The 24,605-nt window shown below is 59.1% G+C and carries 19 protein-coding genes; 9 read left to right on the forward strand and 10 right to left on the reverse strand.

What is annotated here, in order from left to right; genetic code table 11:
• Positions 1 to 334: 334 nt before the first annotated feature.
• The gene (locus ACXPUX_RS02875; RefSeq protein WP_006735241.1) at positions 335 to 505 is read left to right on the forward strand and encodes a DUF362 domain-containing protein; all 171 of its coding nucleotides are present in this window, start codon (positions 335 to 337) and stop codon (positions 503 to 505) included.
• Positions 506 to 576: 71 nt separating this feature from the next.
• Here ACXPUX_RS02875 and ACXPUX_RS02880 read toward each other — a convergent pair whose 3' ends face one another.
• Positions 577 to 756, reverse strand: a complete 180-nt coding sequence (locus ACXPUX_RS02880) for a hypothetical protein (protein WP_458829874.1) — start codon at positions 754 to 756, stop codon at positions 577 to 579.
• A gap of 58 nt (positions 757 to 814) precedes the next feature.
• Here ACXPUX_RS02880 and ACXPUX_RS02885 point away from each other — a divergent pair, with 58 nt between their 5' ends.
• The 4 genes from ACXPUX_RS02885 to ACXPUX_RS02900 are packed head-to-tail and all read left to right on the forward strand — an operon-like array spanning position 815 to position 3,631.
• Positions 815 to 1,489, forward strand: a complete 675-nt coding sequence (locus ACXPUX_RS02885; protein WP_458829876.1) for a tRNA1(Val) (adenine(37)-N6)-methyltransferase — start codon at positions 815 to 817, stop codon at positions 1,487 to 1,489.
• 15 nt (positions 1,490 to 1,504) lie between these two features.
• Positions 1,505 to 2,353 (forward strand): 16S rRNA (cytidine(1402)-2'-O)-methyltransferase, encoded by an 849-nt coding sequence (gene rsmI, locus ACXPUX_RS02890; RefSeq protein ID WP_458829878.1) that lies wholly within the window; start codon positions 1,505 to 1,507, stop codon positions 2,351 to 2,353.
• Between the two features lie 22 nt (positions 2,354 to 2,375).
• The gene (locus ACXPUX_RS02895) at positions 2,376 to 2,867 is read left to right on the forward strand and encodes a metallophosphoesterase family protein (protein ID WP_458829880.1); all 492 of its coding nucleotides are present in this window, start codon (positions 2,376 to 2,378) and stop codon (positions 2,865 to 2,867) included.
• Positions 2,864 to 3,631: a biotin--[acetyl-CoA-carboxylase] ligase gene (locus ACXPUX_RS02900; RefSeq protein WP_458829882.1), complete on the forward strand. Its 768-nt coding sequence runs from the start codon at positions 2,864 to 2,866 to the stop codon at positions 3,629 to 3,631. Before ACXPUX_RS02895 ends, ACXPUX_RS02900 begins: the two co-directional genes overlap by 4 nt.
• Before the next feature lie 224 nt (positions 3,632 to 3,855).
• On the opposite strand, the gene ACXPUX_RS02905 is transcribed toward ACXPUX_RS02900, so the two are convergent.
• On the reverse strand, positions 3,856 to 5,148 hold the full coding sequence (locus tag ACXPUX_RS02905) for a D-alanyl-D-alanine carboxypeptidase family protein (RefSeq protein WP_458829884.1): 1,293 nt from the start codon (positions 5,146 to 5,148) through the stop codon (positions 3,856 to 3,858).
• Positions 5,149 to 5,219: 71 nt separating this feature from the next.
• A complete protein-coding gene (locus ACXPUX_RS02910) occupies positions 5,220 to 6,119 on the reverse strand; it encodes a D-alanyl-D-alanine carboxypeptidase family protein (RefSeq protein WP_458829886.1) in 900 nt (299 codons plus the stop codon).
• Between the two features lie 117 nt (positions 6,120 to 6,236).
• Between ACXPUX_RS02910 and ACXPUX_RS02915 the strand changes: the two genes are divergently transcribed.
• Positions 6,237 to 6,755: a gamma carbonic anhydrase family protein gene (locus ACXPUX_RS02915; protein WP_458829888.1), complete on the forward strand. Its 519-nt coding sequence runs from the start codon at positions 6,237 to 6,239 to the stop codon at positions 6,753 to 6,755.
• A 598-nt stretch (positions 6,756 to 7,353) separates the two neighbouring features.
• Here ACXPUX_RS02915 and ACXPUX_RS02920 read toward each other — a convergent pair.
• The 4 genes from ACXPUX_RS02920 to nifJ form a co-directional block, all read right to left on the reverse strand.
• Positions 7,354 to 8,319: a hypothetical protein gene (locus ACXPUX_RS02920; protein WP_458829890.1), complete on the reverse strand. Its 966-nt coding sequence runs from the start codon at positions 8,317 to 8,319 to the stop codon at positions 7,354 to 7,356.
• 274 nt (positions 8,320 to 8,593) lie between these two features.
• Positions 8,594 to 9,238, reverse strand: a complete 645-nt coding sequence (locus ACXPUX_RS02925; protein WP_458829892.1) for a rhomboid family intramembrane serine protease — start codon at positions 9,236 to 9,238, stop codon at positions 8,594 to 8,596.
• Positions 9,239 to 10,231: 993 nt separating this feature from the next.
• Positions 10,232 to 11,806, reverse strand: a complete 1,575-nt coding sequence (mgtE, locus tag ACXPUX_RS02930) for a magnesium transporter (protein WP_458829894.1) — start codon at positions 11,804 to 11,806, stop codon at positions 10,232 to 10,234.
• A 1,051-nt stretch (positions 11,807 to 12,857) separates the two neighbouring features.
• Positions 12,858 to 16,403 carry a pyruvate:ferredoxin (flavodoxin) oxidoreductase gene (nifJ, locus tag ACXPUX_RS02935; RefSeq protein ID WP_458829896.1) on the reverse strand — a complete coding sequence of 1,182 codons (3,546 nt, stop codon included), beginning with the start codon at positions 16,401 to 16,403 and terminating at the stop codon, positions 12,858 to 12,860.
• 575 nt (positions 16,404 to 16,978) lie between these two features.
• On the opposite strand from nifJ, the gene ACXPUX_RS02940 reads away from it, so the two are divergent.
• The 3 genes from ACXPUX_RS02940 (at position 16,979) to ACXPUX_RS02950 (ending at position 19,342) form a co-directional block, all read left to right on the forward strand.
• The gene (locus ACXPUX_RS02940) at positions 16,979 to 17,533 is read left to right on the forward strand and encodes an NUDIX hydrolase (RefSeq protein ID WP_308563862.1); all 555 of its coding nucleotides are present in this window, start codon (positions 16,979 to 16,981) and stop codon (positions 17,531 to 17,533) included.
• Positions 17,530 to 18,216 carry an RluA family pseudouridine synthase gene (locus tag ACXPUX_RS02945; RefSeq protein ID WP_458829898.1) on the forward strand — a complete coding sequence of 229 codons (687 nt, stop codon included), beginning with the start codon at positions 17,530 to 17,532 and terminating at the stop codon, positions 18,214 to 18,216. Before ACXPUX_RS02940 ends, ACXPUX_RS02945 begins: the two co-directional genes overlap by 4 nt.
• A gap of 439 nt (positions 18,217 to 18,655) precedes the next feature.
• On the forward strand, positions 18,656 to 19,342 hold the full coding sequence (locus ACXPUX_RS02950) for a GntR family transcriptional regulator (RefSeq protein ID WP_458829900.1): 687 nt from the start codon (positions 18,656 to 18,658) through the stop codon (positions 19,340 to 19,342).
• Between the two features lie 164 nt (positions 19,343 to 19,506).
• Here ACXPUX_RS02950 and ACXPUX_RS02955 read toward each other — a convergent pair whose 3' ends face one another.
• From ACXPUX_RS02955 to gyrA, 3 genes are all read right to left on the reverse strand, one after another.
• Positions 19,507 to 20,088 carry a manganese efflux pump MntP gene (locus tag ACXPUX_RS02955; protein ID WP_458829902.1) on the reverse strand — a complete coding sequence of 194 codons (582 nt, stop codon included), beginning with the start codon at positions 20,086 to 20,088 and terminating at the stop codon, positions 19,507 to 19,509.
• 456 nt (positions 20,089 to 20,544) lie between these two features.
• Positions 20,545 to 21,507: a glycosyltransferase family 2 protein gene (locus ACXPUX_RS02960; protein ID WP_458829904.1), complete on the reverse strand. Its 963-nt coding sequence runs from the start codon at positions 21,505 to 21,507 to the stop codon at positions 20,545 to 20,547.
• 127 nt (positions 21,508 to 21,634) lie between these two features.
• Positions 21,635 to 24,217: a DNA gyrase subunit A gene (gene gyrA, locus ACXPUX_RS02965; protein ID WP_458829906.1), complete on the reverse strand. Its 2,583-nt coding sequence runs from the start codon at positions 24,215 to 24,217 to the stop codon at positions 21,635 to 21,637.
• Between the last annotated feature and the right edge of the window lie 388 nt (positions 24,218 to 24,605).

The following is a 24,605-nucleotide window of genomic DNA, read 5'->3' on the forward strand; positions in this document are numbered from 1 at the left end:
CCGGGGGAAGATGTCACCGCAGGTGACAAAAGGGGGAATCTGGCGCGGGAGCGCCTGAGAGGGTTTGCTTGCAGTTAGTATTATAAAACTAACCAAGCTTCGTGATTTTCGCTAAAAATCTCCGGCAATTTTGGCTATAAGTTAGGCCGCGCTTTTGTGCAACCCCACAAAATATTTTATTTTGTGGTTGTGGCAGCACGGTTAGTCTTGCCTTTTCCGGCGTGCTTTGTTAGAATGCAGACAAGGATACAAATTCCGGGGGGCGTGCGTGGCCGTGCCAAGGTACGTTTCTTCATACATTACATCGGCACGGGATAAAAAAGGAGAGTTTATTATGGCACACAAGGTTTCTGACGCATGTGTTGGCTGCGGCGCTTGCGAGGGCGCTTGCCCGGTTGGCGCTATCACCATCGAGAACGGCGCTGCAGTTGTGAACGCTGATTCCTGCATCGATTGCGGTGCTTGCGAGGGTGCTTGCCCCACTGGTGCAATCGCTGCTGAATAATCAGTAGTTTTTGCTGAAAACGCATCAAAAAGGACTGCTGCACATCTGTGCAGCAGTCCTTTTTTGTGGTATCATAAAGTAAACTCATGAAAAACGCAGTTCGGCGCGTCCGCAGACGCGCCGAACTGCTGAATCAAAAAATATTTTTCCGCTGCACATGGCCAAAGCACACGCGGCAGCCAATCCTGATCGTCCATCTTAAAAGAGGCGCTGCGCAAAACGCTGCGCAGCCGCCCTTCTTTTTGTTTCATGCACAAATTCCGCAGGAAAATACCCTGCATTTTTTGGAAGGGAAACAGCACACTGTCTATGGAACATTCTACGGAAGTTTTGTATAATAGAACTATGGTCTACTGCACCCCGGAGCATCGGTTCGGCTCGGATGCGCTGCTGCTGGCACGTTTCTGTGAGCCGAAGCACAGCCAGAAGGCCGCAGACCTGTGCTCCGGCTGCGGCATCGTGGCGCTGGAATGGCACGACCGGGGGCATCGCGGCCCCTGCACCGCGCTGGAGTTGCAGCCCGAGGGCAGCGCCCTGCTGGCGGCAGCGGTGGAAGAGCAGCAGCTGGGGCATATCACCCCCGTCTGTGCCGACCTGCGCACATGGCGGCAGGACGAAGGGCAATTTGACGTGTGCGCGTGCAATCCCCCTTATTTTACCGAGGGGCCGCAGAGCCAGAACGCCGCCCACGCCCTTGCCCGGCACGAAAACACCTGCACCTTGGAGGATGTCTGTGCCTGCGGCTTCCGACTGTTGAAGGACGGCGGGCGGCTGGCGCTGTGCCACCGCCCCGAACGGCTTGCCGAGGTGCTGGCTGTGCTGCGCGCCCACCGGCTGGAGCCCAAGCGGCTGGCCTTTGTGAAGAACGCCCCGGAAAATGCCCCGTGGCTGTTCCTTGTGGAAGCCCAGAAAAACCGCAGGACCGGCCTGCGGGTGGAGCCGGACGTGCTCATCCGCGCCGGGGCGGCGCTGTACGGACGATAAATTCAGGAGGTAATTATGGCAGGAACTCTCTACATTGTGGCGACCCCCATCGGCAATCTGGAGGATATGCCGCCCCGGGTGGCTGCCACCTTTGGCGCGGCTGACTTTATTGCCGCCGAGGACACCCGCGTGACCATGAAGCTGCTGAATTATCTGGGGCTGAAAAAGCCCATGGTTAGCTACTACGAGCACGCCTTGCAGAAGGGCGAAGCCATTTTGCAGCGCATCGAGGCAGGGGAGAGCTGCGCCTTGTGCAGTGACGCCGGAATGCCCTGCGTGTCCGACCCGGGCGAGGTCATCGTGCGGGACGCGCTGGCGCGGGGCATCAAGGTGGTGCCCATCCCGGCCGCTTCTGCCTGCGTCACGGCGCTGGCAGTCTCCGGGCAGGACACCTCCCGCTGGGTGTTCGAGGGCTTTCTGCCGGTGAACCGCAAGCAGAAAAAGGAGCGCCTGGCCGAGCTTTTGCAGGAAAAACGCACCGTCATCTTTTACGAAGCGCCCCACAAGCTGCGCACCACGCTGGACGACTTGACCGCCGCCTTTGGCGCAGACCGCAGCATCACCCTTTGCCGGGAGCTGACCAAGCTCCACGAGGAGATCTGGAAAACCACTCTGGGCGAAGCCGTGGAGCACTACCGCACCGCCGAGCCCCGGGGCGAGTATGTACTGGTGATGGCGGGTGCGCCCGCCGGTACCGCCGAGGAAGAGGAGCTGACCCTGGAACAGGCGGCGCAGCGCGCCTTTGCGCTGACCAGCGAGGGCTTCAGCGCCTCTGCCGCCGCCAAGGCTGCTGCGCAGGGCACGGCCTATTCCAAGAGCGAAGTGTACAAGCAGCTGCTGCTGTTGCAACAGACTGCCGAATGAGGATAGAGGAGGATATTTTTCCGTGACAAAACTACTGGTCCTGAGCGACAGCCACGGTGCGCGTGGTGCCATTGAGCGCATTTTGAACAAAGAGCAGAACAACGTGGATGCCGTGATCTTTTTGGGGGACGGTCTGCGGGATCTGGAGCAGGCGCTGGCCTTTTTCCCGCATCTGCGGGTGTATTCCGTGGCTGGCAACTGTGATTACGGTGCGCTGGAGCCGCTGGACGGCTTGGCGGGCTTTGATCAGACGGTGGTTTTCTATACGCACGGCCATATGTACGGCGTAAAATACGATCTGGATACGCTGGCAGATGCTGCCGCCGCCCGGGGGGCCGAGGTGGCACTGTTCGGCCACTCCCATATTCCCCACGCGGAGCAGCGGGGCAATGTATTTTTGTTCAACCCCGGCTCCTGCGGGCGCTGCTACACCGGCCCGGACACCTACGGTCTGCTGACGCTGGAAAAAGGCGCAGTGACCGCCTATGAGCACAAAGAGGTACCCAAGCAATGAGCATCAACGAGGTGCGCTATCTGCCGGAATGCGGCAGCACCAACGCCTATGTGAAAGAACATTTCGAGGAGTTCGGCCCGGTGGCGGCGGTGTATACCGAAAACCAGACTGCCGGGCGCGGGCGGCTTGGCCGCAGCTGGGTAAACGCCGAGGGCAAGGCACTGTACTACACGGTCGCCATCAAGGAGCCGCTGGCGCAGCCCGCCACCCTGCCGCTGCTGGCGAGCCTTGCGGTGCGCCGCCAGTTGCAGCTGCGCTACGGCGTGGACTGCCAGATCAAGTGGCCCAACGACCTTTTGCTGAACGGCAAAAAGATCGTGGGTATCCTGTGCGAAAGCGTAAGCTACGGCTACCAGCAGCAGGGGCGCGGCATCCTGTGCGGCATCGGCATCAACCTTGCCCAGCCTCAGAGCTATTTTGACGCCGCCGACCTGCCCCACGGCACCTCGCTGGCGCTGCAGGGCGCCGCGGTGGATCTTGCCACCGACCCCGCATGGCTGGCGGAAGGGCTGACCGACTTTGGCTTTGACCGCAATCTGTACACCTTTGCCCGGGACGGCTTTGCGCCCTTCCGGGAGGAATACAAGGCCGCCTGTGTCAATCTGGGCCGCCGGGTCACCTTTGACCTGCCGGACGGCCGTCAGGGCGCAGGCGAAGCCGTGGACGTAGACGCCGAGGGGCGTTTAGTGGTGCGCACCGATGCCGGTGAGCAGCACGTTTTCACCGGGGAAGTGTCGGTGCACGGCATCTACGGGGCAGTATAATTATAAAAGGGGCAGATGCACAACCGTGCACCAGCCCCTTTTACTTATTTTTAGTGAGCTCGCCCTCTCAGGCGCTCCCGCGCCAGCTCCCCCGAAGGGGGAGCCAAGATTTAAAGCCTGTCACTAAAGTTTCAAGCGCAATGAGAAACTTTCCCGCCGCGCCAGAGGCTCCCTCTCCGAGGGAGCTGGCAAAACCGGCAGGTTTTGACTGAGAGAGTTATTTTTTATCTTCTCCGTTTCATCTGGCGGCGGCGCTGGTTGAGGGTCAGCCCGCCGCCGCAGCGCAGGGTGACAAAGCCCAGCGCGCACAGAATGAAAATCAGGGCGCAGAGCAGCAGCAGGGTGGCCTTGAGGTCGGTGCGGAAGTCCGACACATACTCCCGGTGGGTCACAAGGTCTACCTGTCCCACCTCGTAGCCGTCCAGATAGACGGTGGCAGTGCCCAGCTTCTGCCCCTCCTTGACGGTGGCGGAAACGCTCTCGGGCAGGTCGAAGGAATAGCTTACCTTATCATCGCTGTGGCCGTAGCCGCTGACCGGGGCGGCGGCGTACAGCTCCACAGACGGCTCGGTGCGGCACTTGTTCAGGTCTACCGAGGTCAGCACGGTCTTGGTATCCACCAGCGGCCGGTCGGCAAAGCTGGCAAAGGCCCAGTCGAACAGGTCGTCACATTCGGTAAACAGATGCTCCGGCGTGTCGCAGCCAAGAATCACCAGCCCGTAGTTGTGGCCGTCCTGCTGGGCAAAAGCCACGGTGCAGCGTCCTGCCAGCGTGGTAAAGCCGCCCTTGACCCACTTGACATATTCCCGGTAGTTGGCGCTTTCGCTGTTCATCAGGCTGTTGGAGCTGCTGATGGTGCGCTCGGCCTTGCGCAGATTGGTGGCAGGGAGCACATAGCTGGCAGTGCCCGCCACCTGTGCAAAGGTCTGGTTCTCCGCGCAGGCTGCGGCGATCTTTGCCAAGTCTTGTGCAGTGGACACGTTGCCGTAGTCAAACAGGCCGTGGGCACAGGTAAAGTTCGTGCCGGTGCAGCCCAGCTCTGCCGCCTTGGCGTTCATCTGCTGCACAAAGCCCACCACGCTGCCCCCCACGTCCCACGCAATGACGCTGGCGGCGTCGTTGGCGCTGACGATGAGCATCGCGTTCAGCAGGTCGATGCGGCGCACGGTCTCGCCGATGCGCAGCCCCATGGTGGTGCCGTTGGCGTTCTGGATATCCTTGAACTCCTGCGTCAGGTCGGTGGGCACGGTCACTTCACCGTTCAGGTCCTTGCCACTTTCCACCAGCAGCAGGGCGGTCATCAGCTTGGTCAGGCTGGCCACATATTTCTGCTGGTCGGCGTTCTGGTTCAGGATGGTCTTGCCGGTGTCCGCGTTGAACAGATACACCGCCTCAGTCTCTGTTGCAGTCTGGACGGGCATGGGGTATACTGCAAATACCGGCAGCACTGCGCTGACGGCGACCGCCAGCGTGAGCACCAGTGCCGCCAGACGGCGGCAGAACGTGTTGTGAAGCATGAAGGTACCCCCTAATCAACTTCTTCAGTAAAAGCATATCACAGATGCCGATAAAAGAAAACCGGCTTTTTTCAGGCAGCAGCCTGCTGCTGCGGACAGCCCGCAAAGGCCCAGTCCAGAATGGCCGCGGCCTCGGCATAGATGTTTTCCCGGCCCGAGCCCAGAATGACCAGCCCGTAAATGCTGTCGCCCTGCTGGGCGGCGGTCACATAGCAGCGCCCGGCTTTTGTGGTAAACCCGGTCTTCATGCCGTGAATGTAGGCGCGGTAGCAGCTGTTTTCCGGATCCAGCATCTTGTTGGTGGAATGGATGCTACGCGCCGCGTGCTGATTCGTTGCCGGGATCTCGTATTGCAGGGTATCGGCGATCTGGCGGTAAAGTTCGTACTGGGCACAGGCCATCGCGATCTTTCCCATATCCTGTGCGGTGGAAACATTTCCATCGTCGTACAGGCCATGCGGGCAGGAGAACTGGGTACTGGTGCAGCCCAGCTGCGCCGCCCGGGCGTTCATCTGCTGCACAAAGTCAGGGATGCTGCCCGCCACGTCCCACGCGATGACGCTGGCGGCATCGTTGGCGCTGCACACCAGCAGCGCATACAGCAGGTCGATGCGGCGCAGCTGTTCGCCCGCCGTCAGCAGAATGGTGCAGCCGTTCTGACCGCGGATATTTTGGAACTCCTCCGTCAGGCTGGCGGGCACGGTAATGGTCTCGTCAAGGTTCTTGCCGCTTTCCAGCAGCAGCAGCGCGGTCATCATCTTGGTCAGGCTGGCTACGCAGCGCTGCTGCCCGGAATTTTGATCCAGCAGCACCTCACCGTTGACGGCGTTGATCAGGTAAATGCTTTCCTGTGCATTGGCTGTCTGAATGGGCATCGCATATACCGCCCCGCCCGGCAGCGCCAGCGCCGCAGCCAGTGCCAGCGTAAGCACCCATGCCGCCAGTCGGCGGCAGTTTTTATGAAGATCCATGAACTTCTCCCTTGATGATAAAGCGTCAGCTTGCTAGAATAGAAACGGCGAGACCCGTCTTTATAAAGAATACCATAAACCAGCCAAAAGAAAAAGAGTGAAAGGTGGTTTTTAACAATGTTCTTATCCTTTTGTGGAAAAATGCCCCGCGATGAAGGCGCAGCCTTTGTAGCCCCCAGCGCTACCGTGCAGGGAGATGTGGTTTTAAAGCCCGGCTCCACCGTCTGGTACGGCGCAGTGCTGCGCGGCGATGACGGCACGTTGACCATCGGCAAAAACAGCAATGTACAGGACAACGCGGTGCTGCACTGCGACATCGGCGGCTGCGTGACCCTTGGCGAAAACGTCACGGTAGGGCACTGCGCACTGGTGCACGGCTGCACCGTAGGGGACGGCAGTCTGATCGGGATGCACGCCACCCTGCTGAACCACTGCGTGGTGGGCAAAAACTGCATCATCGGGGCAGGGGCGCTTGTGCCGGAAGGCATGGTCATCCCGGACAACTCGGTGGCGGTGGGCGTGCCCGCCCGGGTCATCAAGCAGGTGAGCGCCGCGCAGATAGAAGCAAACCTGCACAACGCCGTGCACTATGTGGAGCACGGAAAACTGCACGCAGAGCAGATGAAAAACGGGTGAGAGTGCGCTCTGCGGGGTCACCCTCGCCCTCTCAGGCGCTCCCGCGCCAGATTCCCCCTTTTGTCCCCTATGGTGACATCTTCCCCCGGAGCGGGGGAAGTCTTTCCTCTCAGGGAGAGCCAAGCCGTTAAGCTCGTTGCTAAAGTGTTAGGAGAAACGAGAAAGCTTCCGGCAGAGCTCTTGGCTCTCCCTTTGGGAGAGCTGGCAAAGCCGTAGGCTTTGACTGAGAGGGCGCACGCCGTCAGCCTTGTTGCTAAAGTATCAAACGCAATAAGAAACTTTACCTCCACCTCAAAAAGCTCCCCCTTGGGGGAGCTGGCGAGCGCAGCGAGACTGAGGGGGTTCGTTTTTCTTCTTAAACGTTTCATTTTGCATTTTTTTCGCAGTGCGGTACAAAGTTTCAGGAACTTTCCTGATATTTCACAAAAATGTAATGACTTTTTTCGTAAAATCGGGTATACTGTATCTTGCAGGGACAGTGGGGCCGCAACCACTTCCCCGCACATGATTCCTCCTCACACCAAAGCAATACCCCAAACAAGAAACCCCTCCGGTGTACCGCAAGCGCCGGAGGGGTTTCTTGTTGTTCTGTTATTTTTTAAAGGGTGCGCAGCTTTGCCGCGAACACCGAAAGCACCACCTTGGGGTTCACCTGTGCGCCCAGCCGCTGCAAGGCGGCATCTGCCAGACGCACCGCCTGCCGCGCCTGTGTGCCCTGCACCGGGGCGCGGGGGCTGCTGCGCAGTCCCGCCGCTGCCACAGCGCGGAAATCGGTCAGCAGGGCAGAAGCCGCCGCCTTGTCCTTTTCGTAGGCGGCAAGCAGCACAGCGGCGGTGTAGCTATCCCGGGCGGCAGCGGCGCGGGCAAGCTCCAGCGCTTTTTCCACCTGTGCGGCGCGGGCTTCGTCCCGGGCGACCGTCAGCACCGTGCCGATATGGCCATCGAACAGCTCGCTGTACAGTGCGGCTGTTTTTTTGTCCACTCCCTGCGCCGCGCAGTAGCGGGTGCAGTCGGCGGGGGACACCGGCGCCACCGCAAAGCTGACGCAGCGGCTGCGGATGGTGGGCAGCACGCTGGCCAGCGAATCCGCCGTGAGCAGGAACAGCACCCCTTCTGGGGGCTCCTCCATGACCTTGAGCAGGGCGTTAGCGGATTCCTCGTTCATGCGCTCCACATGGTACAAAAGCACCGCGCGCCCCTCGGCGGAAAGGCTGGTGTTGAAAATTTCGCTGCGCATGGCGGTGACCTGACCCACCAGATACTTCCCGCCGCTGCCCATGCCGGACACCGAGATAGCTTCCCGCACGATGCCGGTCTCCACCGTGCCGCTGTCGCGCTTACCGGCCTTTGCCACGGCGCGGCAGCACTCGCCCCGCAGCAGCGCTTCGGCGGCGGCACCGCCGGCGGGGTAGAGGTAGTCGGCGGCGATGCAGCGGGCGGCAAAGCCGGTGCCAAGACCGGCTTCGCCCACCAGCAGCACACTGTGGGTCAGCCGCCGGGTGGCCAGCATCTGCTGCACGCTGGTTTTCAGTTCTGCGTTGCCTTCCATGCGGTCCAGCATCATGATGGGGGTACTCCTTTTGTGAGACAGTAAAACGATTTAAAATGGCTTCCGCTATCGGGTTTCGCCCTCTCAGTCAAAGCCTGTCGGCTTTGCCAGCTCTCCCAAAGGGAGAGCCAAGTGCGCTCCCAGACAGTTTCTTGTTTCTCCTAAAGCTTTAGCAACGAGCTTCACGGCTTGGCTCCCCCTGAGAGGAAAGACTTCCCCCGCTCCGGGGGAAGATGTCACCGTAGGTGACAAAAGGGGGAATCTGGCGCGGGAGCGCCTGAGAGGGTTCTTACCTCCTGTTCTTCCGCTTCCACTGCTCCCGGCGCACCCATGCGCGGAGGGAGCGGTAGGCCATGGGGGCAAAGAAGAGCCAGACGTTAAGCATGGACAGCAGGTAGTCCAGCTTGCCGGGCAGGGAAGCGCCCAGAAAGCTGAATACCCACAGCACCGCTGCGAAAACGCCGAAATACTTCACCCGGATGGGGATGATGAAGAAGAGCAGCAGCTGCACCTCCGGGTACAGCATGGCAAAAGCCAGCAGCAGCGAGAGGGACAGGCAGTAGGTGCTGGCGGTCACGCCGGTGAGCAGGCAGCCCAGCACCGTGCCCAGTACACCGGACAGCAGATACACCGTGTAGCGGAAATCGCCCCACTCTCGTTCCAGCGCCGTGCCGATGAACCATGTGAAGTAGATGCCCAGCACCACGCTGAGGATGCTGCCGCCGGAAAATGGGATGAATATAAAGCTGATCACCCGCCAGACCTGCCCCTGCAGCAGCAGGCTGCGGCTGAGCCCCAGCCAGAAGGGAAAGGTGCGGTCAACAAACAGCTCGATGGCCAATACCAGAATCTGCCCCGCCACCAGAATATTGGTCAGGTTCGGGATGCCGTAGCGGCCATACTTGCGCTCCAGCCTGTTCAGCCAGTTGTTCATGTGTTTCGCCTCCGTTGCGGGATGCCCCGCCAGTTTCATGTTACCCCTATTTTACCATGACCGGCCCCTGCATTCAAGAAAATCCACGCGGAAGGCGTTGAAACTGCGCTTTCTTTCCCGGCAGACAGGCGGCAAACGCAGTTTTTTCACACCGAAGCCGCCGGGGTGTGGAAAAGGCGGGAAAAGCACAGCATTCATGCGGGTTTCAAGTCCCAAAACGACAACCGAAAATTGTATGGACTATCCGTTCTGGAATGAACTTTTCACTTTTTCCACCGGGTTTTCCACCGTTTTTGTGAAAAAGAGACGCAGTTTCCAACGGTGTTTTCCACCTTTTCCACATAGTTTTCCACATCCGATGGAGGAAAGCCCTATACAAGCCGTAATGGATGCCGCCGCATTCTGGAAATTTGTGGGCTAAAATGTGGGCAATCTGCCTTTTATAAAAAAGAAAGTCGAAGGTTTTTCTTTTGTTTTTACAGTTTACTCCGGCTTACGGGTTTGCTTTTCTCCAAACTGGAATTTTGCCCCGGGCAGTTTTCCACAAACCGCCGGGGAGAAAAACCCGGTGTGGAAAACGGACACAAACTGTGGTTTTCCACACCGTTTTTATCCCGCAGGCGCGGCGGGGAAGTTACCCCCACCCTCGCCCTCTCAGGCGCTCCCGCGCCAAATTCCCCCTTTTGTCACCTACGGTGACATCTTCCCCCGGAGCGGGGGAAGTCTTTCCTCTCAGGGAGAGCCAAGCCGTAAAGTTCATCACTAAAGTGTTAGGTATAACGAGGACGCTTCCGGCAGTGCTCTTGGCTCTCCCTTTGGGAGAGCTGGCAAAGCCGTAGGCTTTGACTGAGAGGGCGCACGCCGCTAACCTTGTCACTAATGTTTCAAAAGCAATAAAAAACTTTGCCGCCACCACCAAAAGCCGTCCCCTTGAGGGAGTTCTCCATAAAAAATGCCGGGCGGTTTGCAGACCGTCCGGCATTGCTTTGTTCTTTACATCATATTGCGGAACACCAGCTGTGCGATTTGGAAATAGAGGATCAGACTGCAGGCGTCCACAATGGTGGTGATGAAGGGGGTAGCCATAATGGCGGGGTCGGCACCCAGCTTTTTGGCGGCAAGCGGCAGCATACCGCCCACCATCTTTGCCAGAATGACGCTGAAGAACAGCGACACGCTGACCACGATGGCGTAGCCCATCACGTTGGCGTACTGGCCGGGGAAGAGGAAGGTGTACATCAGGTAGATGCGCAGGCCGTTCACGATACCCAGCACTGCGCCCACGATGGCAGACACCCGCAGCTCCTTGCCCAGCACCCGCATAAAGTCGGCAGGCTCTACCTCACCCAGTGCCAGACCGCGCACCATCAGGGTGCTGATCTGGTTGCCGCAGTTACCGGCGGTATCCATCAGCATGGGCATGAAGGAGACCAGCAGCGGCAGGCTGACAAAGGCTTCCTCGTAGTGGGTGGTGACCATGCCGGTAAAGGTAGCGGACAGCATCAGGATCAGCAGCCACGGGATGCGCTGCTTGGCGTGGGTCCACACGCTGGTGCCAAAGTAGGTGGTGGCGTCATCATCCGGGAGAATAGCAGCCATCTTCTGCATATCCTCGGTGCTCTCATCGGTCAGAACGTCGATAGCGTCATCAATGGTGATGATACCCACGAACATCCCCTCGTTGTCCAGAACAGGCATGGCGGTAAAGTCGTAGCGCTGCATCTCACGCGCCACAAACTCCTGATCGTCGGTGACCTTCACGGTGACCAGATTGTCCTCCATGATCTCCGTGATGGGGGTCTTGGGGTCGGCCAGCAGCAGATTGCGGGCCGAGACAACGCCCTGCAGCCGGTTGCTCTCCACCACATAGCAGGTGTAGACGGTCTCGGCGTTCTCGCCCTGCTTGCGGATGGCGGCAAAAGCCTGTTCCACCGTCATATCCATGCGCAGACGCACATATTCCGGGGTCATCAGGCTGCCGGCAGAGCTTTCCGGGTAGTTCAGCAGCTTGTTCAGGCTCTCGCGGGTCTCCCGGGAGGATTTTTCCAGCACCCGCTTGACCACGCCTGCGGGCATATCTTCCAGCAGGTCGGCGGCATCGTCCAGGCTCATCTCCTCGATGGCGCTCACCAGCTCCACGTCCGAGAAAGCGTTCACCAGATCGTCCCGGGCTTCATCGGACATATAGGCAAAGGCTTCGGTGGCAACTTCCTTTTTCAGCAGGCGGAACACCACCAGACGGTTGTTCTCGTCCAGCTCCTCCAGCAGCTCGGCAAGGTCGGCGGGCTGCTCTTCCTCGGTCACCTCGCGCAGCTTGACGTACTGCTTTTTGATCAGCAGCTTCAGCAGACGGCTCTTGGTCAGCATCTCGGGGTTGGCCTTGACCTCTTCGTCATTGGCTTCCTCCCGCTCTGCTTCCCGCATATCCTGCTTCAGATCCTCGGTGGCTTCCTCGTTCAGATCCTCCGCCAGCTTCTGACGCACCTCGGCGGGGATATCGGTAGGCAGCTCCTGCACCGGCAGGTTCTGTTCCGTGTTGGTTTCCAGCTTCTTTTCTTCCATATCCATGGGCTACCTCCTCTGGGTACTATACGGCACGGAGGGCTTTCTCCGCGCCGGAGGATGCAGCAGGTCGGGAAACAAAAAACGCGCCGCCCGGTGCCGGAATGCCGCAAATGCAGCCATTTCCGCGCACGCAAAGCCGCGCCTTTCCTATACCGGGGGCTTTTCAGCAAGCCGCCGGATGCAAAAAGGCGAGCGCAGTACTTTTTGTTGTCCGATCTACCGCATCGGTGGAGCTACTTCGACTATGATCAGGGTCCATTGTCCTGCGTTCACCTCCCAGTTTTCGTAAATTCCGCAGCCGCAGCACCCGCGCCGGGCGCTGCATTGGCTATATCCTTTTTTATTATAGCGCCGCAAAAAAATGGGGTCAACCCTAAAGCGAACTTTTGCAAAGATTTTTGCAGCGTCTTACAGAAACAAAACACCCTTCTCCGTGTTGCGGCACACAGAGAAGGGTGTTTTGCTTGGATATTGCCTTGGTGTGAGGAGGAATCATGTTACTTGGGAAGTGGTTGCGGCCCCGCTTCCCATGGCAAAAGTATAACAGCTTTCACAATTCATTTCGTTAAGAAGCTATGAAGAAACTGTAAAAAGGAAGCGGAAAATTCTGGAAGATTTTGTGATAAGCTTTTTGGTTGACGCGCACAAAAATACGCCCCGGTCACCTTGCGGTGAGCGGGGCGCTAAAAACTGATGCAGTTTTTCACTGGGGCAAGATCCCTGCACAGCAGGTCTTATGCCGCAGGCGGAGCAAGGTATCTGCACGCAGACCTTATGCTCCTGACACACGCGGGGTGTGCTCTCAAGGGTCCTCGCGGGCGCTTTGGTATCTCAAGCCCCTGCGCAAAAGGAGGGGAATGAAATCAGGTTTTTCGACCGTTCTGTCAGGTACAGGGCAAAACGTTCAGCCTGTTCTGGCACGGCAAAGGCAAATTCCACAGTTCCGCACCGCTGCATTGCGCAGTAACCGCCGATGCGGGGCTGCCGCTCTTCACACGGGAAAGAGCAGGGGCCGCTGGTTCATTTGGCGTCTGTGCCGCTGCTTAAAAACAGCTTACTTGTACAGCTCGACCAGACGGGTCAGGTGCTCGTAGCGGTCGTTTGCAACCTCCTGGTTGCGAGCGAACAGCTCCTTAGCACGCTCGGGGAAGGCGCGGGTCAGACGGCTGTAACGGGTCTCGTTTGCCAGCAGAGCCTGATACTTCTCGTTGTCCACAGCCTTGGAGGTCAGGGTGAAGGGGTTCTTGCCCTGAGCCTTGTTGGCGGGGTTGAAGGTGAACAGGTTCCAGTAGCCAGCCTCGACTGCCTTCTTCATCTCGTTCTGGCAGTTGGTCATGCCGCCCTTGACACCGTGCAGCTCGCAGGGAGCGTAGCCGATGATCAGAGACGGGCCGGGGTAAGCCTCAGCCTCGGCGATCGCCTTGACAGCCTGGTTCATGTTAGCGCCCAGAGCGATCTGAGCAACATAGATGTAGCCGTAGGTCATTGCGATCTCGGACAGGCTCTTCTTGCTGATCTCCTTACCTGCAGCAGCGAACTGGCAGACCTCGCCGATGTTGGAGGCCTTGGATGCCTGTCCACCGGTGTTGGAGTACATCTCAGTATCGAAGACCATCACGTTGACATCCTCGCCGGAAGCCAGAACGTGATCCAGACCGCCGAAGCCGATGTCGTATGCCCAGCCGTCGCCGCCGAAGATCCAGACGGACTTCTTGGCGATGTACTGCTTGCTCTTCAGGATCTCTGCAGACTTCTCGCAGCCGGCAGCAGCAGCCTTCTCCAGCTCAGCGATCAGGGCCTTTGCGGGCTCGTCGTTGGCCTTGGTGTTGTTCTTGGTTGCGATGAACTGCTCGTAAGCAGCCTTCAGCTCAGCAGAAGCCTTGTCGGAACCAGCAACCTCTGCGATCTCCTTGATCAGGTTCTCGCGGATGGTCTTCTGGCCGATGTACAGACCCAGACCATGCTCTGCGTTATCCTCGAACAGGGAGTTGCACCATGCAGGACCATGGCCGCTGTCCTTGTTGACGGTGTACGGAGAGATGGAAGCGGTGCCGCCCCAGATAGAGGAGCAGCCGGTAGCGTTGGAGATGTACATCTTCTCGCCGAACAGCTGAGTGATCAGGCGAGCGTAAGAGGTCTCGGCACAGCCTGCGCAGGAGCCGGAGAACTCCAGCAGGGGCTGGTTGAACTGAGAGCCCATAACGGTGTCATCGGCCATCTTGGTAGCCTTCTTGGAGATGTTGGCCACGCAGTAGTCAAAGACTTCCTGCTCTGCAGCCTGGCTCTCCTGAGGAACCATGGTGATAGCCTTGGTGGGGCAGACGGTGACGCACTCGCCGCAGCCCATGCAGTCCAGCGGAGAAACAGCCATAACAAACTTGTACTCGGGGGTCAGCTTGTTATCGCGGCTCTTGGTCTGGGCAGGAGCAGCTGCCAGCTCGTCAGCGGTCAGCAGGAAGGGACGGATGGTTGCATGAGAGCACACGAATGCGCACTGGTTGCAGCCAACGCACTTTGCAGCATCCCACTCGGGGACGTTGACAGCGGTGCCGCGCTTCTCGTATGCAGAAGCGCCCTGCTCCCACTCGCCGTTTGCATTTGCCACGAAGGAAGAGACAGGCAGGCTGTCGCCGTCCATACGGGCAATGGGCTCCATGACCTCGCGGATCTGCTTGACCAGTTCCGGACGGCCGGTGAGAGCCTTGGGTGCGGGATCAGCCTCGGGGTTGGACCAGGATGCGGGCACGTCCACCTTGTGGATGGCGTCAACGCCTGCGTCAATGGCCTTCCAGTTCATCTCAACGATGTCCTGGCCCTTCTTGCCGTAGCTCTTCTGAGCGGCCTGCTTCATGAAGTTGATGGCGTCATCGATAGGCATGACGTCAGCCAGCTTGAAGAATGCAGACTGCAGGATGGTGTTGGTGCGTTTGCCCATGCCGATCTCGATAGCCTTATCGATCGCATTGATGGTATACAGCTGGATGTTGTTGTCAGCGATATACTTCTTTGCCTCGGCATTCAGGTGGTGACCCAGCTCCTCATCGGACCACTGGCAGTTGATCATGAACACGCCGCCGGGCTTGACATCCTGAACCATCTTCATGCCCATGTGGATGTAAGCGGGGTTGTGGCAGGCCACGAAGTCAGCCTGGTTGATGTAGTAGGGGCTGCGGATGGGCTTGTCGCCGAAACGCAGGTGGCTGATGGTCACGCCGCCGGTCTTTTTGGAGTCATACTGGAAGTATGCCTGAACATACTTGTCGGTATGGTCGCCAATGATCTTGACGGAGTTCTTGTTTGCGCCGACGGTGCCGTCGCCGCCCAGACCCCAGAACTTGCACTCCTTGGTGCCAGCAGCTGCGGTGATGGGAGCGGGCTTGACCTCGGGCAGGGACAGGAAGGTGACATCATCGGTGATACCCAGAGTGAAACGCTCCTTCGGCTGATCCTTCTCCAGCTCCTTGAACAGAGCGAAGATGGAGGACGGGGGAGTGTCCTTGCTGCCCAGACCGTAGCGGCCGCCGGTCAGAACGACATCGTTCAGGCCAGCCTCACGCAGGGTAGCGGCAACATCCAGGTACAGGGGCTCGCCCAGAGAGCCGGGCTCCTTGGTGCGGTCCAGCACAGCCACCTTCTTGGCGGTCTTGGGCAGGACCTTCAGCAGAGAGGAGGACACCCAGGGACGGTACAGGCGGACCTTGATGATACCGACCTTCTCGCCCTTGGCGTTCAGGTAGTCGATGACCTCGTCAGCAACGTCGCAGATGGAGCCCATAGCCACGATCACACGGTCAGCATCGGCTGCGCCGTAGTAGTTGAACAGATCGTAGTTGGTGCCCAGCTTTGCGTTGATCTTAGCCATGTACTTCTCAACAACAGCCGGCAGAGCGTTGTAAACGCTGTTGCAGGCCTCGCGGTGCTGGAAGAACACGTCGCCGTTCTCGTGGGAGCCGCGCATCTTGGGGCTTTCGGGGTTCAGAGCCTTCTTGCGGAACTCCTCAACAGCCTCCATGTTGCACATTTCCTTCAGATCAGCGTAGTCCCACTTCTCGATCTTCTGGTACTCGTGAGAGGTACGGAAGCCATCGAAGAAGTTCAGGAAGGGAACCTTGCCCTCGATGGCGCACAGATGTGCGACAGGGGACAGATCCATGACTTCCTGCACGCTGCTCTCGACCAGCATTGCAAAGCCGGTCTGGCGGCAAGCCATAACGTCGCTGTGATCACCGAAGATGTTCAGGGACTGGGTAGCAACGGTACGTGCAGAAACATCGAACACGCAGGGCAGCTGCTCAGCAGCGATCTTGTACATATTGGGGATCATCAGCAGCAGGCCCTGAGAAGCGGTGAAGGTGGTGGTAACAGCACCTGCACCCAGAGAGCCGTGGACAGCACCAGCGGCGCCGGCCTCGGACTCCATCTCAACGACCTTGACCTGATTGCCGAAGATGTTCTTCTGGCCGGCTGCGGACAGCTGGTCCACAGAGTCAGCCATCGGAGAAGACGGGGTAATGGGGTAGATGGCAGCCACGTCCGTGTAGGCATACGCTACATGGGCGGCAGCGGTATTGCCATCCATAGTTTGCTTTGCTCTAGGCATTTTTCTTCCTCCATTATTCAGAATTTAGTACCTTTTGCGCGGGGCAATATGCCCGCTGGGCCCGGAGAACCCCATAAAAGGCACTATTGCTTGTATACTATAATAGCAGATTCCGGCAATAAAGTAAACGCAAACCGCCCGACAAACGCACCAAAAATAAAGAAAATTTTTAGCGGTTTTGTACTTTCTTTAGTGCGCTAAAGCAAGCAGTGATGCTGATTTTCGGTTTTTTGGGGGGCGGGTAAGCCCTCTCAGGCGCTCCCGCGCCAGCTCCCCCAAGGGGGGAGCCAAGGTCTAAGGCTCGTTGCTAAAGCTTTAGGAGTAATGAGAAAGTTTCCGGCAGTGCTCTTGGCTCTCCCTTTGAGGAAAGACTTCCCCCGCTCCGGGGGAAGATGTCGCGCAGCGACAAAAGGGGGAATCTGGCAAAGCCGACAGGCTTTGACTGAGAGGGCGAGCCCGCCAAAGATTTTTCCTCTCCTCTTGTATTTATCATATCTTTATTGACAACAAACCGCACTTTGCCGTAAACTGAGAGCATAAAACCGGCGCAGCGCCGGAAAAGGGGCGTAAAACAAATGAACGATACTGTACACTTTGAAAAAACTCTTTCCAGCGAGACCCTGTTCGAGGGTCGGGTCATCACCCTGACCAAGGACACCGCACTGCTGGAAAACGGCAAGACCGCTACCCGCGAGGTGGTGCATCACCACGGCGGTGCCTGCATCCTGCCTTATTTTGCGGACGGCACCATCTGCATGGTGCGGCAGTTCCGCTATGCCATGCAGCAGCAGCTGTGGGAGCTGCCCGCCGGCAAGCTGGAAAAGGGCGAGGACCCCTTTGAAGCTGCCAAGCGGGAGCTGGAAGAGGAGTGCGGCCTGACCGCCGACAACTACATCTCGCTGGGCGAGTTCTACCCCACCGTGGGCTACGATACCGAGGTCATCTATACCTGGGTGGCCACTGGTCTGCACAAGACCAAGATGCACCTTGATGCGGACGAGTTTCTGACCCCCGACCGGGTGCCGCTGGAAAAGGCGTATCAGATGGTCATGAGCGGCGAGATCAAGGACGGCAAGACCATTGCGGGCATCCTGAAGCTGAAGGCTCTGCTGGCCGAGGGCAAGCTGTGATCTTATACGAGGACGCCGCCCTTGTGGTGCTGGACAAGCCCGCCGGGCTTTCCAGCGAGGAGGGCGTGCCCGCCGCGCTGCGCGCCCACTGGAACGCACCTGATGCCTTTGTGGGGGTGGTACACCGGCTGGACACCGGCGTGTCCGGGCTGATGGTCTATGCCCGCACCCCGGCAGCTGCCGCCGCACTGAGCCGTCAGGTGACCCAAAGTCAGGACGCCTACGCCGTGCAGGACGGCCGCGCCGAGGGCAAAGCTGCCGCGCCGCAGTTCGTCAAGCAGTACCGCGCGGTCATTGCCGGTGTGCCGGACGCGCAGCTGTCCGCCGCCGGGGTGCTGCGGGACTACCTGTTCAAGGACAGCCGCAAGGGCAGGGTATTCCCGGTCAGCCGTCCCCGCAAGGGGGTGCGGGAAGCGGTGCTGGAATACCGCATCCTTGCCACGGCAGGGGAAAACAGCCTTGCCGAGATCACCCTGCACACCGGGCGCACCCATCAGATCCGGGTACAGTTTGCCAGCCGCAGGCACCCGCTGTACGGCGATGGCAAATACGGCAGCCGCCAGAAGGGCAGCATTGCCCTGCAAAGCTGCGGCCTGCGCTTTGTGCACCCGGACACCGGCAAGCCCATGGCCTTTTCTCTGCCCCTGCCCGCCGCCGCACCGTGGAAGGAGTTTTTGGAATAAGGCTGTTGCACATTTCGCCCTCTCAGTCACCTCTGAAGCCTTCACCCGCCGGGGGAAGGTGGCGCGCAGCGCCGGATGAGGGGCAGCACACGTTAGCCTTGCACGCCCTCTCAGGCGCTCCCGCGCCAGATTCCCCCTTTTGTCACCTACGGTGACATCTTCCCCCGGAGCGGGGGAAGTCTTTCCTCAAAGGGGGAGCCAAGCCGTAAAGTCCAGCACTAAAGTATTAGGCGCAATGAGAAAGTTTCCGGCAGTGCTCTTGGCTCCCCCTTTGGGGGAGCTGGCATCGCGCAGCGATGACTGAGAGGGCGCACGCCGTTGACCTTTGCATCAAAGCGTCAAGTGTAACGAGAAGCCTTTCCATGATTGCAACGGAGCCGGTAACAGGTGGAGAGGGCGAGCCCGCTAAAGGAATCATCATTTCAATTAGGTGAGTGATATGGAACAGCAATACAAGACTGATGCCGAAATTTACGCTGTGCTGGAACGGGAGATCATCGACCTGACCATCCGTCCCGGCTCTTCGCTGAGCGAGAACCCGCTGTGCGCCCGGTTCGGTGCGCCGCGCTCCCTGATCCGGGTGGTGCTGCAAAAGCTGCAGGAAAACGGGCTGGTGCGTATCGTGCCCTACAAGGGCACCACCGTCACCCGGCTGAACCGGCGCATCGTGGACGAGCTGATCTACGAGCGCACCGCCGTGGAGGGGCGCATTCTGCGGGACTTCGCCCCCATCGCCACCCCGGCGCAGCGGGCGCAGATCCGTGCGCGGGTAGACGCCTACGAGGCGCTGGCGCGCGCCGAGACCCCGGACTTCAACAAGCTGTACGAGATGGACTGCCGCCTGCACGAAACATGGTTTGCCGCCATGGACAAGATGTACCTGTGGAGCACCCTGCAGAACGCCCACGCCGATTACAGCCGGTTCCGTATGCTGGACACCATGACCACCGGCGGGCTGGACGAGGTGATCGCCGACCACCGCAACCTGCTGAACGCCATCGAGCGGTGCGACCTTGCCGCCTTTGAGCCGCTGGTGGAGCGGCACCTGTACGGCGGCATCCGCCGCCTTGGCAGCAAGCTGACCGAGGAATACGCTGACTTTTTTGAGCCGGAAAACGTAAAATAATGCAAAATTGTTCCACGGGGAACAAAGACGATTTAGAATGCCCTCCGCGCTGCTTTGGGCATCTTCAGCGGAAAAATTATTTTTATTTGCGAAAGTAATTATAAAGGGGTATTCATCACAGGCAAAAGCCCGGAGCATCCGCAGACGCTCCGGGCTTTTTATATTCAGAACACCCCGGTGATAAAGATTTCAAGCCCGATGCCGATGAGGATGACACCGCCCAGAATATTGGCCTTGCCGGAAAGCTGTGTGCCGAACTTTTTGCCGATGCGCAGACCCGCCATACAGAGGAAGAAGGTGACCACCGCAATGATAACGGCAGCGGTGAGCGCCATCAGCCAGCCGTATTCCGAGATGGTAAAACCCACCGAGAGGGCATCAATGCTGGTAGCCACGCCCTGCATGAACAGTGCCCCGGCGCTGAGCTCTGCCGCCTCTTCGGCTTCTTCGCCATGGATGCCGTCTGTCAGCATCTTGCCGCCGATGTAGCCCAGCAGCGCCAGCGCGATCCACGGGATCAGGCTTTCAAAGGACGAGAACAGCTCCACGATGGTATGCACGCACACCCAGCCGATCATGGGCATCGCGGCCTGAAAAATGCCAAAAGTGCCCGCGATCTTCACCATGGTGCTTTTCGTCATCTTAGGGTCATGCAGACCGTTTGCCATGGACACCGAAAACGCATCCATCGCAAGCCCCACGCCCAGCAAAACGCTGTTGAGAAAAAACACAAAACTCCATTCCATTCTGTCCGCCTCCTGTTTGTTGACCGTATTCCAAGCAAAAACAAAACCCGGCCCCGGGCGCATTGTACGTCCGGGACCGGGTGATTTTTTAAGATCCACTCCATGTGCACGGGCGCAGCAAACACGCACCAAAACACATGAGTCTCGCAAATGAAAGCAAGCCAGACCGAAACAGTCATTATGTTGACTTGCTGCGCTCTGCAAAGCGCCTGCTACTCCCCCACGGGTATTGTGATTTCGTTTATTCTAGCACAGTTTTAAGGGGAAGTCCAGACAAACCTGACGGCAGGGACGCGTAAAAAATGCGCTTCCCACCGGACGAGACGATTTAGAATGCCCGCCGCGTGTGCTTTGGGCATTTTTAGCGGAAAATCATTTGATATTTCGGGAACCCGGAACGCCTGCGGGCGTTCCGGGTTCCCATTTTCACGGGAGGAATTTCCACTCAGTGCACCCTCAGTGCTTCAACTTGAGGTACAGCGCCGGTGCGACACGGTGCACCGCTGCCTGAAAGACGTGTGCAGGGGTCACTGCGCCGCTCTGCTTCAGCTGCTGCCATGCGGTGCGGCGGCATTCCAGTGCCCTTTGTGCCTGCGGGCTTTTGCGCTCTGCCGGGGTGATGGCGCGCCAGTTCTGCGCAAAATACTTTACGATCAGCCAATAATATACGCACAGCACGTCCGTCAGTCCCTGCTCCCGGGCACAGGTGAACATGGCATAGTTCGCTGCTACCTGATCTTCCAGATTCCGCACGGTGCGCTTGCTGTGCATGATGCTGGCGCCATTGCACCGGTAGCAGTACAGTGCCTCCGGGATGCAGACCGCCTTGCGGAGGGTCGGGTACAGCTTTGCCGCAAACATGGCATCCTCGTAGAGCTTGCCCTCCGGGAACTGCATTTTTTCCAGAATTTCGCGGCGGTACAGCTTTGTCCACGCCACCACAAAGGGGGTAAGGCACATCTTGCGGATCAGTTCCTCCCGCCCCAACTGCTCTGCACGCACCAGCTTTTCAGACTTTGCCTTTACTGCGCCGTTTTCGTCCATGCACAGGTAATCACAGACCACAAGATCCGGCTCTGCCTTTTGGGCTGCGGCATACATCCTTTCAAGATAGCCGGGCATCACGCGGTCGTCTGAATCCACAAATGCGACCCAGTTTCCCCGGGCAATCTTCATACCGGCATTGCGCGCCGCGCTCAGTCCCTTGTTCTTCTGATGGATCACCCGCACACGGTCGTCCCGCAAAGCGGCAGCATCGCACAGGGCAGGGCAGCCGTCCGGGGAGCCATCGTCCACAAGGATCAGCTCAAACTGTGCAAACGTCTGCGCAAGGATCGAGTTTATGCACTCGTTCAGGTATTTTTCCACCTTGTACACCGGCACGATCACACTGATCTCCGGGCATTTTTTCTCTGCCATCTGCCTTCCTCACTTTTCGTTTCGTCCGCTGTGCCGGTGCTGCAAAAAAGCCCACGCGGGCAAGCATACGGCCTGCGTGGGCTTTGCAGCGATTCAGCGGAAAGGATCTTGCAGCTTGCGCTGTTTCTTATTCTTTCTCTTCGGGGTCTGCCTCCGGGGCTTCGGTGGCGGCGGCTGCATCGGCGGCTTCCATCTCTGCCAGCTGCTCGGCGGTGGGCTCGGCCTCGGCCTCAGAAGCGTCGATCTTCTCGGTCTGTGCTTCGTCGTCGTGGTCGGTGCGTGCCAGCACCATCACCTTGTCGTTCTCACCCAGACGCATCACCCGCACGCCGGAGCCGTAGCGGCTCTGCAGCGGGATCTCGTTGGCGTGCAGACGGATGATGATGCCCTCCTGACTGCTCAGCAGCACATCGTCCACGTCATCCACGATCTTCACGGCGGCAACCTTGTCGCGGCTCACATCGTAGTTGCGGATGCCCTTGCCGCCGCGGGCAGTGATGCGGTAGGTGTCGATATCCGAGCGGCGTCCCTTGCCGTTCTCGGTCACGGTCAGCACCGTGCCGCCCTCGCGGCAGATGCACACGCCGATGACCTCGTCGCCCTCTGCCAGACGGATGGCGCGCACGCCATGGCCGTTACGGCCCATCGGGCGGGCATCCTCCTCGTTGAAGCGGATAGCCTGACCGTTGCGGGTGGCAACGATGAGCATATCGTGGCCGGAGGTCAGGCGGGTCCATGCCAAGGCGTCGCCCTCGTTCAGGGCAATGCCGATCAGGCCGCTCTTGCGGATGTTGGCGTACTGCTCCAGCGGGGTGCGCTTGATCAGACCCTGCTTGGTGACCATGGTCACATAGCCGCCCGACTGCTCGGCGTCCTTGCTCTGGCAGATCATATTGGTGACCTTTTCGCCCTCAGCCAGCTGCAGCAGGTTGACGATGTTCATGCCCTTGCTGGTGCGGCTGCCCTCGGCGATGGTGTAGCCCTTGATGCGGAACAGGCGGCCCCGGTCGGTGACAAAGAGCACATAATCGTGGGTGGAGCCTACGAACATCTCCTGCACGATATCCTCTTCCTTGCGGGTCATGCCGGAGATACCGCGTCCGCCGCGGCGCTGTGCCTGATAGGTGGCCTTGAGCTGACGCTTGATATAACCGGCCTCGGTCAGGGTGTAGACGCACTGCTCCTCGGCGATCAGATCCTCGATATCCACCTCGCCGGTCACAGACTGGATCTCGGTGCGGCGCTCGTCACCGAAGCGCTTCTTCATTTCCAGCAGCTCATCCTTGACGATGGCAAGCACCCGGGCGTCATCCGCCAGAATGGCTTCCCAGTCCTCGATCTTGGCCTGCAGGCCGGCCAGCTCTTCCTCGATCTTCAGGATCTCCAGACCGGCCAGACGACCCAGCTGCAGCTTGACGATGGCGTCTGCCTGCGGGTCATCAAAGCCGAACTGCTCCATGATGGCAGCCTTGGCTTCTGCCATGCCGCCCTTGCAGGCGCGGATGGTGGCGATGAGCTCGTCCACGATATCGGTGGCCTTTTTCAGACCTTCCAGAATGTGGGCGCGCTCCTTGGCCTTTTTCAGGTCGTACTGGGTGCGGCGGCGCACCACCTCATCCTGAAACTCCACATACTTCTGCAGCATCTGCTTCAGGGTGAGCACCTTGGGCACCTTGTGGTCGATGGCCAGCATGATAACGCCCACGGTGTCCTGCAGCTGGGTGTACTGGTACAGCTGGTTCAGGATGACCTGTGCATTGGCGTCCTTGCGGACATCCACCACGATGCGCATACCCTTGCGGTTGGTCTCATCGTTCAGGCCGGTGATACCCTCGATGCGCTTTTCCTTGACAAGGTCTGCCATGTGCTCGATCAGGCGCGCCTTGTTGACCATATAGGGGATCTCGGTAATGACGATCTGGGTGCGGCCGTTCTTGGTCTCCTCAATGGTGGCGCGGCCGCGCAGGGTGATCTTACCGCGGCCGGTGGCGTAGGCGGCACGGATGCCGCTGCGGCCCATGATGATGCCGGCAGTGGGGAAGTCCGGGCCCTTGATGTGCTCCATCAGGCCGGGCAGGTCGATGTCCGGGTCATCGATATAGGCGATGCAGCCGTCAATGACCTCGCTCAGGTTGTGGGGCGGGATGTTGGTGGCCATACCGACTGCGATGCCCTGACTGCCGTTGACCAGCAGGTTCGGGAAGCGGCAGGGCAGCACGCTGGGCTCCTTTTTGGTCTCGTCAAAGTTGGGGTCCCAGTCGATGGTGTCCTTCTCGATATCGGTCAGCATCTCCACCGCCATGCGGCTCATGCGGGCCTCGGTGTAACGGTAAGCAGCCGGGGGGTCGCCGTCCACAGAACCAAAGTTACCCTGACCATCCACCAGCGGATAGCGCAGCGAGAAGTCCTGTGCCAGACGTACCATGGCGTCGTAGACCGATGCATCGCCGTGGGGGTGGTAAGAGCCCAGCACCGCACCGACGGTATCGGCAGACTTGCGGTATGCATGGCTGGGGTCGTTGCCGCGCTCGTGCATGGTGTACAGGATGCGGCGGTGAACGGGTTTCAAGCCGTCCCGCACATCGGGCAGGGCGCGGGACACGATGACCGACATGGAATAATCCAGGAAGGCCGTCTCGATCTCCTTTTTGACGTCGCGGACGATCTTTTTGGTTCCGCTGCCCGGTATCATCACATAATCTTCTTCCATTTGTTCCTCCGTAGGGTTTGACCCTCTCAGTCAATGCCTTGCGGCATTGCCAGCTCCCCCGAAAGGGGGAGCTTTTTTTCGTGAGAAGGAAAAGTTTATCTTTTTGCCTGAAGGCTTCAGCGGCAGGGCTAACAGCGTGCGCCCTCTCCGTCATCGCTGCGCGATGCCACCTCTCCCAAAGGGAGAGGCAAGAGCACTGCCGGAAACTTTCTCATTGCGCCTAATACTTTAGTGCTGAACTTTACGGCTTGGCTCCCCCTTTGAGGAAAGACTTCCCCCGCTCCGGGGGAAGATGTCACCGCAGGTGACAAAAGGGGGAATCTGGCGCGGGAGCGCCTGAGAGGGCGCAGGCGAAAGTTTCAAGAGGCGTTACCCATCTTCTGCGCGT

The sequence above is a fragment of the Faecalibacterium sp. PGM34 genome (assembly GCF_054456555.1).

Bases quoted from the DNA above. Each gene is read 5' to 3' on its own strand.
- ACXPUX_RS02875 (WP_006735241.1), top strand. From the start codon at position 335: ATGGCACACAAGGTTTCTGACGCATGTGTTGGCTGCGGCGCTTGCGAG.
- ACXPUX_RS02880 (WP_458829874.1), bottom strand. From the start codon at position 756: ATGAAACAAAAAGAAGGGCGGCTGCGCAGCGTTTTGCGCAGCGCCTCT.
- ACXPUX_RS02885 (WP_458829876.1), top strand. From the start codon at position 815: ATGGAACATTCTACGGAAGTTTTGTATAATAGAACTATGGTCTACTGC.
- rsmI (WP_458829878.1), top strand. From the start codon at position 1,505: ATGGCAGGAACTCTCTACATTGTGGCGACCCCCATCGGCAATCTGGAG.
- ACXPUX_RS02900 (WP_458829882.1), top strand. From the start codon at position 2,864: ATGAGCATCAACGAGGTGCGCTATCTGCCGGAATGCGGCAGCACCAAC.
- ACXPUX_RS02905 (WP_458829884.1), bottom strand. From the start codon at position 5,148: ATGCTTCACAACACGTTCTGCCGCCGTCTGGCGGCACTGGTGCTCACG.
- ACXPUX_RS02910 (WP_458829886.1), bottom strand. From the start codon at position 6,119: ATGGATCTTCATAAAAACTGCCGCCGACTGGCGGCATGGGTGCTTACG.
- ACXPUX_RS02915 (WP_458829888.1), top strand. From the start codon at position 6,237: ATGTTCTTATCCTTTTGTGGAAAAATGCCCCGCGATGAAGGCGCAGCC.
- ACXPUX_RS02920 (WP_458829890.1), bottom strand. From the start codon at position 8,319: ATGATGCTGGACCGCATGGAAGGCAACGCAGAACTGAAAACCAGCGTG.
- ACXPUX_RS02925 (WP_458829892.1), bottom strand. From the start codon at position 9,238: ATGAACAACTGGCTGAACAGGCTGGAGCGCAAGTATGGCCGCTACGGC.
- mgtE (WP_458829894.1), bottom strand. From the start codon at position 11,806: ATGGATATGGAAGAAAAGAAGCTGGAAACCAACACGGAACAGAACCTG.
- nifJ (WP_458829896.1), bottom strand. From the start codon at position 16,403: ATGCCTAGAGCAAAGCAAACTATGGATGGCAATACCGCTGCCGCCCAT.
- ACXPUX_RS02940 (WP_308563862.1), top strand. From the start codon at position 16,979: ATGAACGATACTGTACACTTTGAAAAAACTCTTTCCAGCGAGACCCTG.
- ACXPUX_RS02950 (WP_458829900.1), top strand. From the start codon at position 18,656: ATGGAACAGCAATACAAGACTGATGCCGAAATTTACGCTGTGCTGGAA.
- ACXPUX_RS02955 (WP_458829902.1), bottom strand. From the start codon at position 20,088: ATGGAATGGAGTTTTGTGTTTTTTCTCAACAGCGTTTTGCTGGGCGTG.
- ACXPUX_RS02960 (WP_458829904.1), bottom strand. From the start codon at position 21,507: ATGGCAGAGAAAAAATGCCCGGAGATCAGTGTGATCGTGCCGGTGTAC.
- gyrA (WP_458829906.1), bottom strand. From the start codon at position 24,217: ATGGAAGAAGATTATGTGATGATACCGGGCAGCGGAACCAAAAAGATC.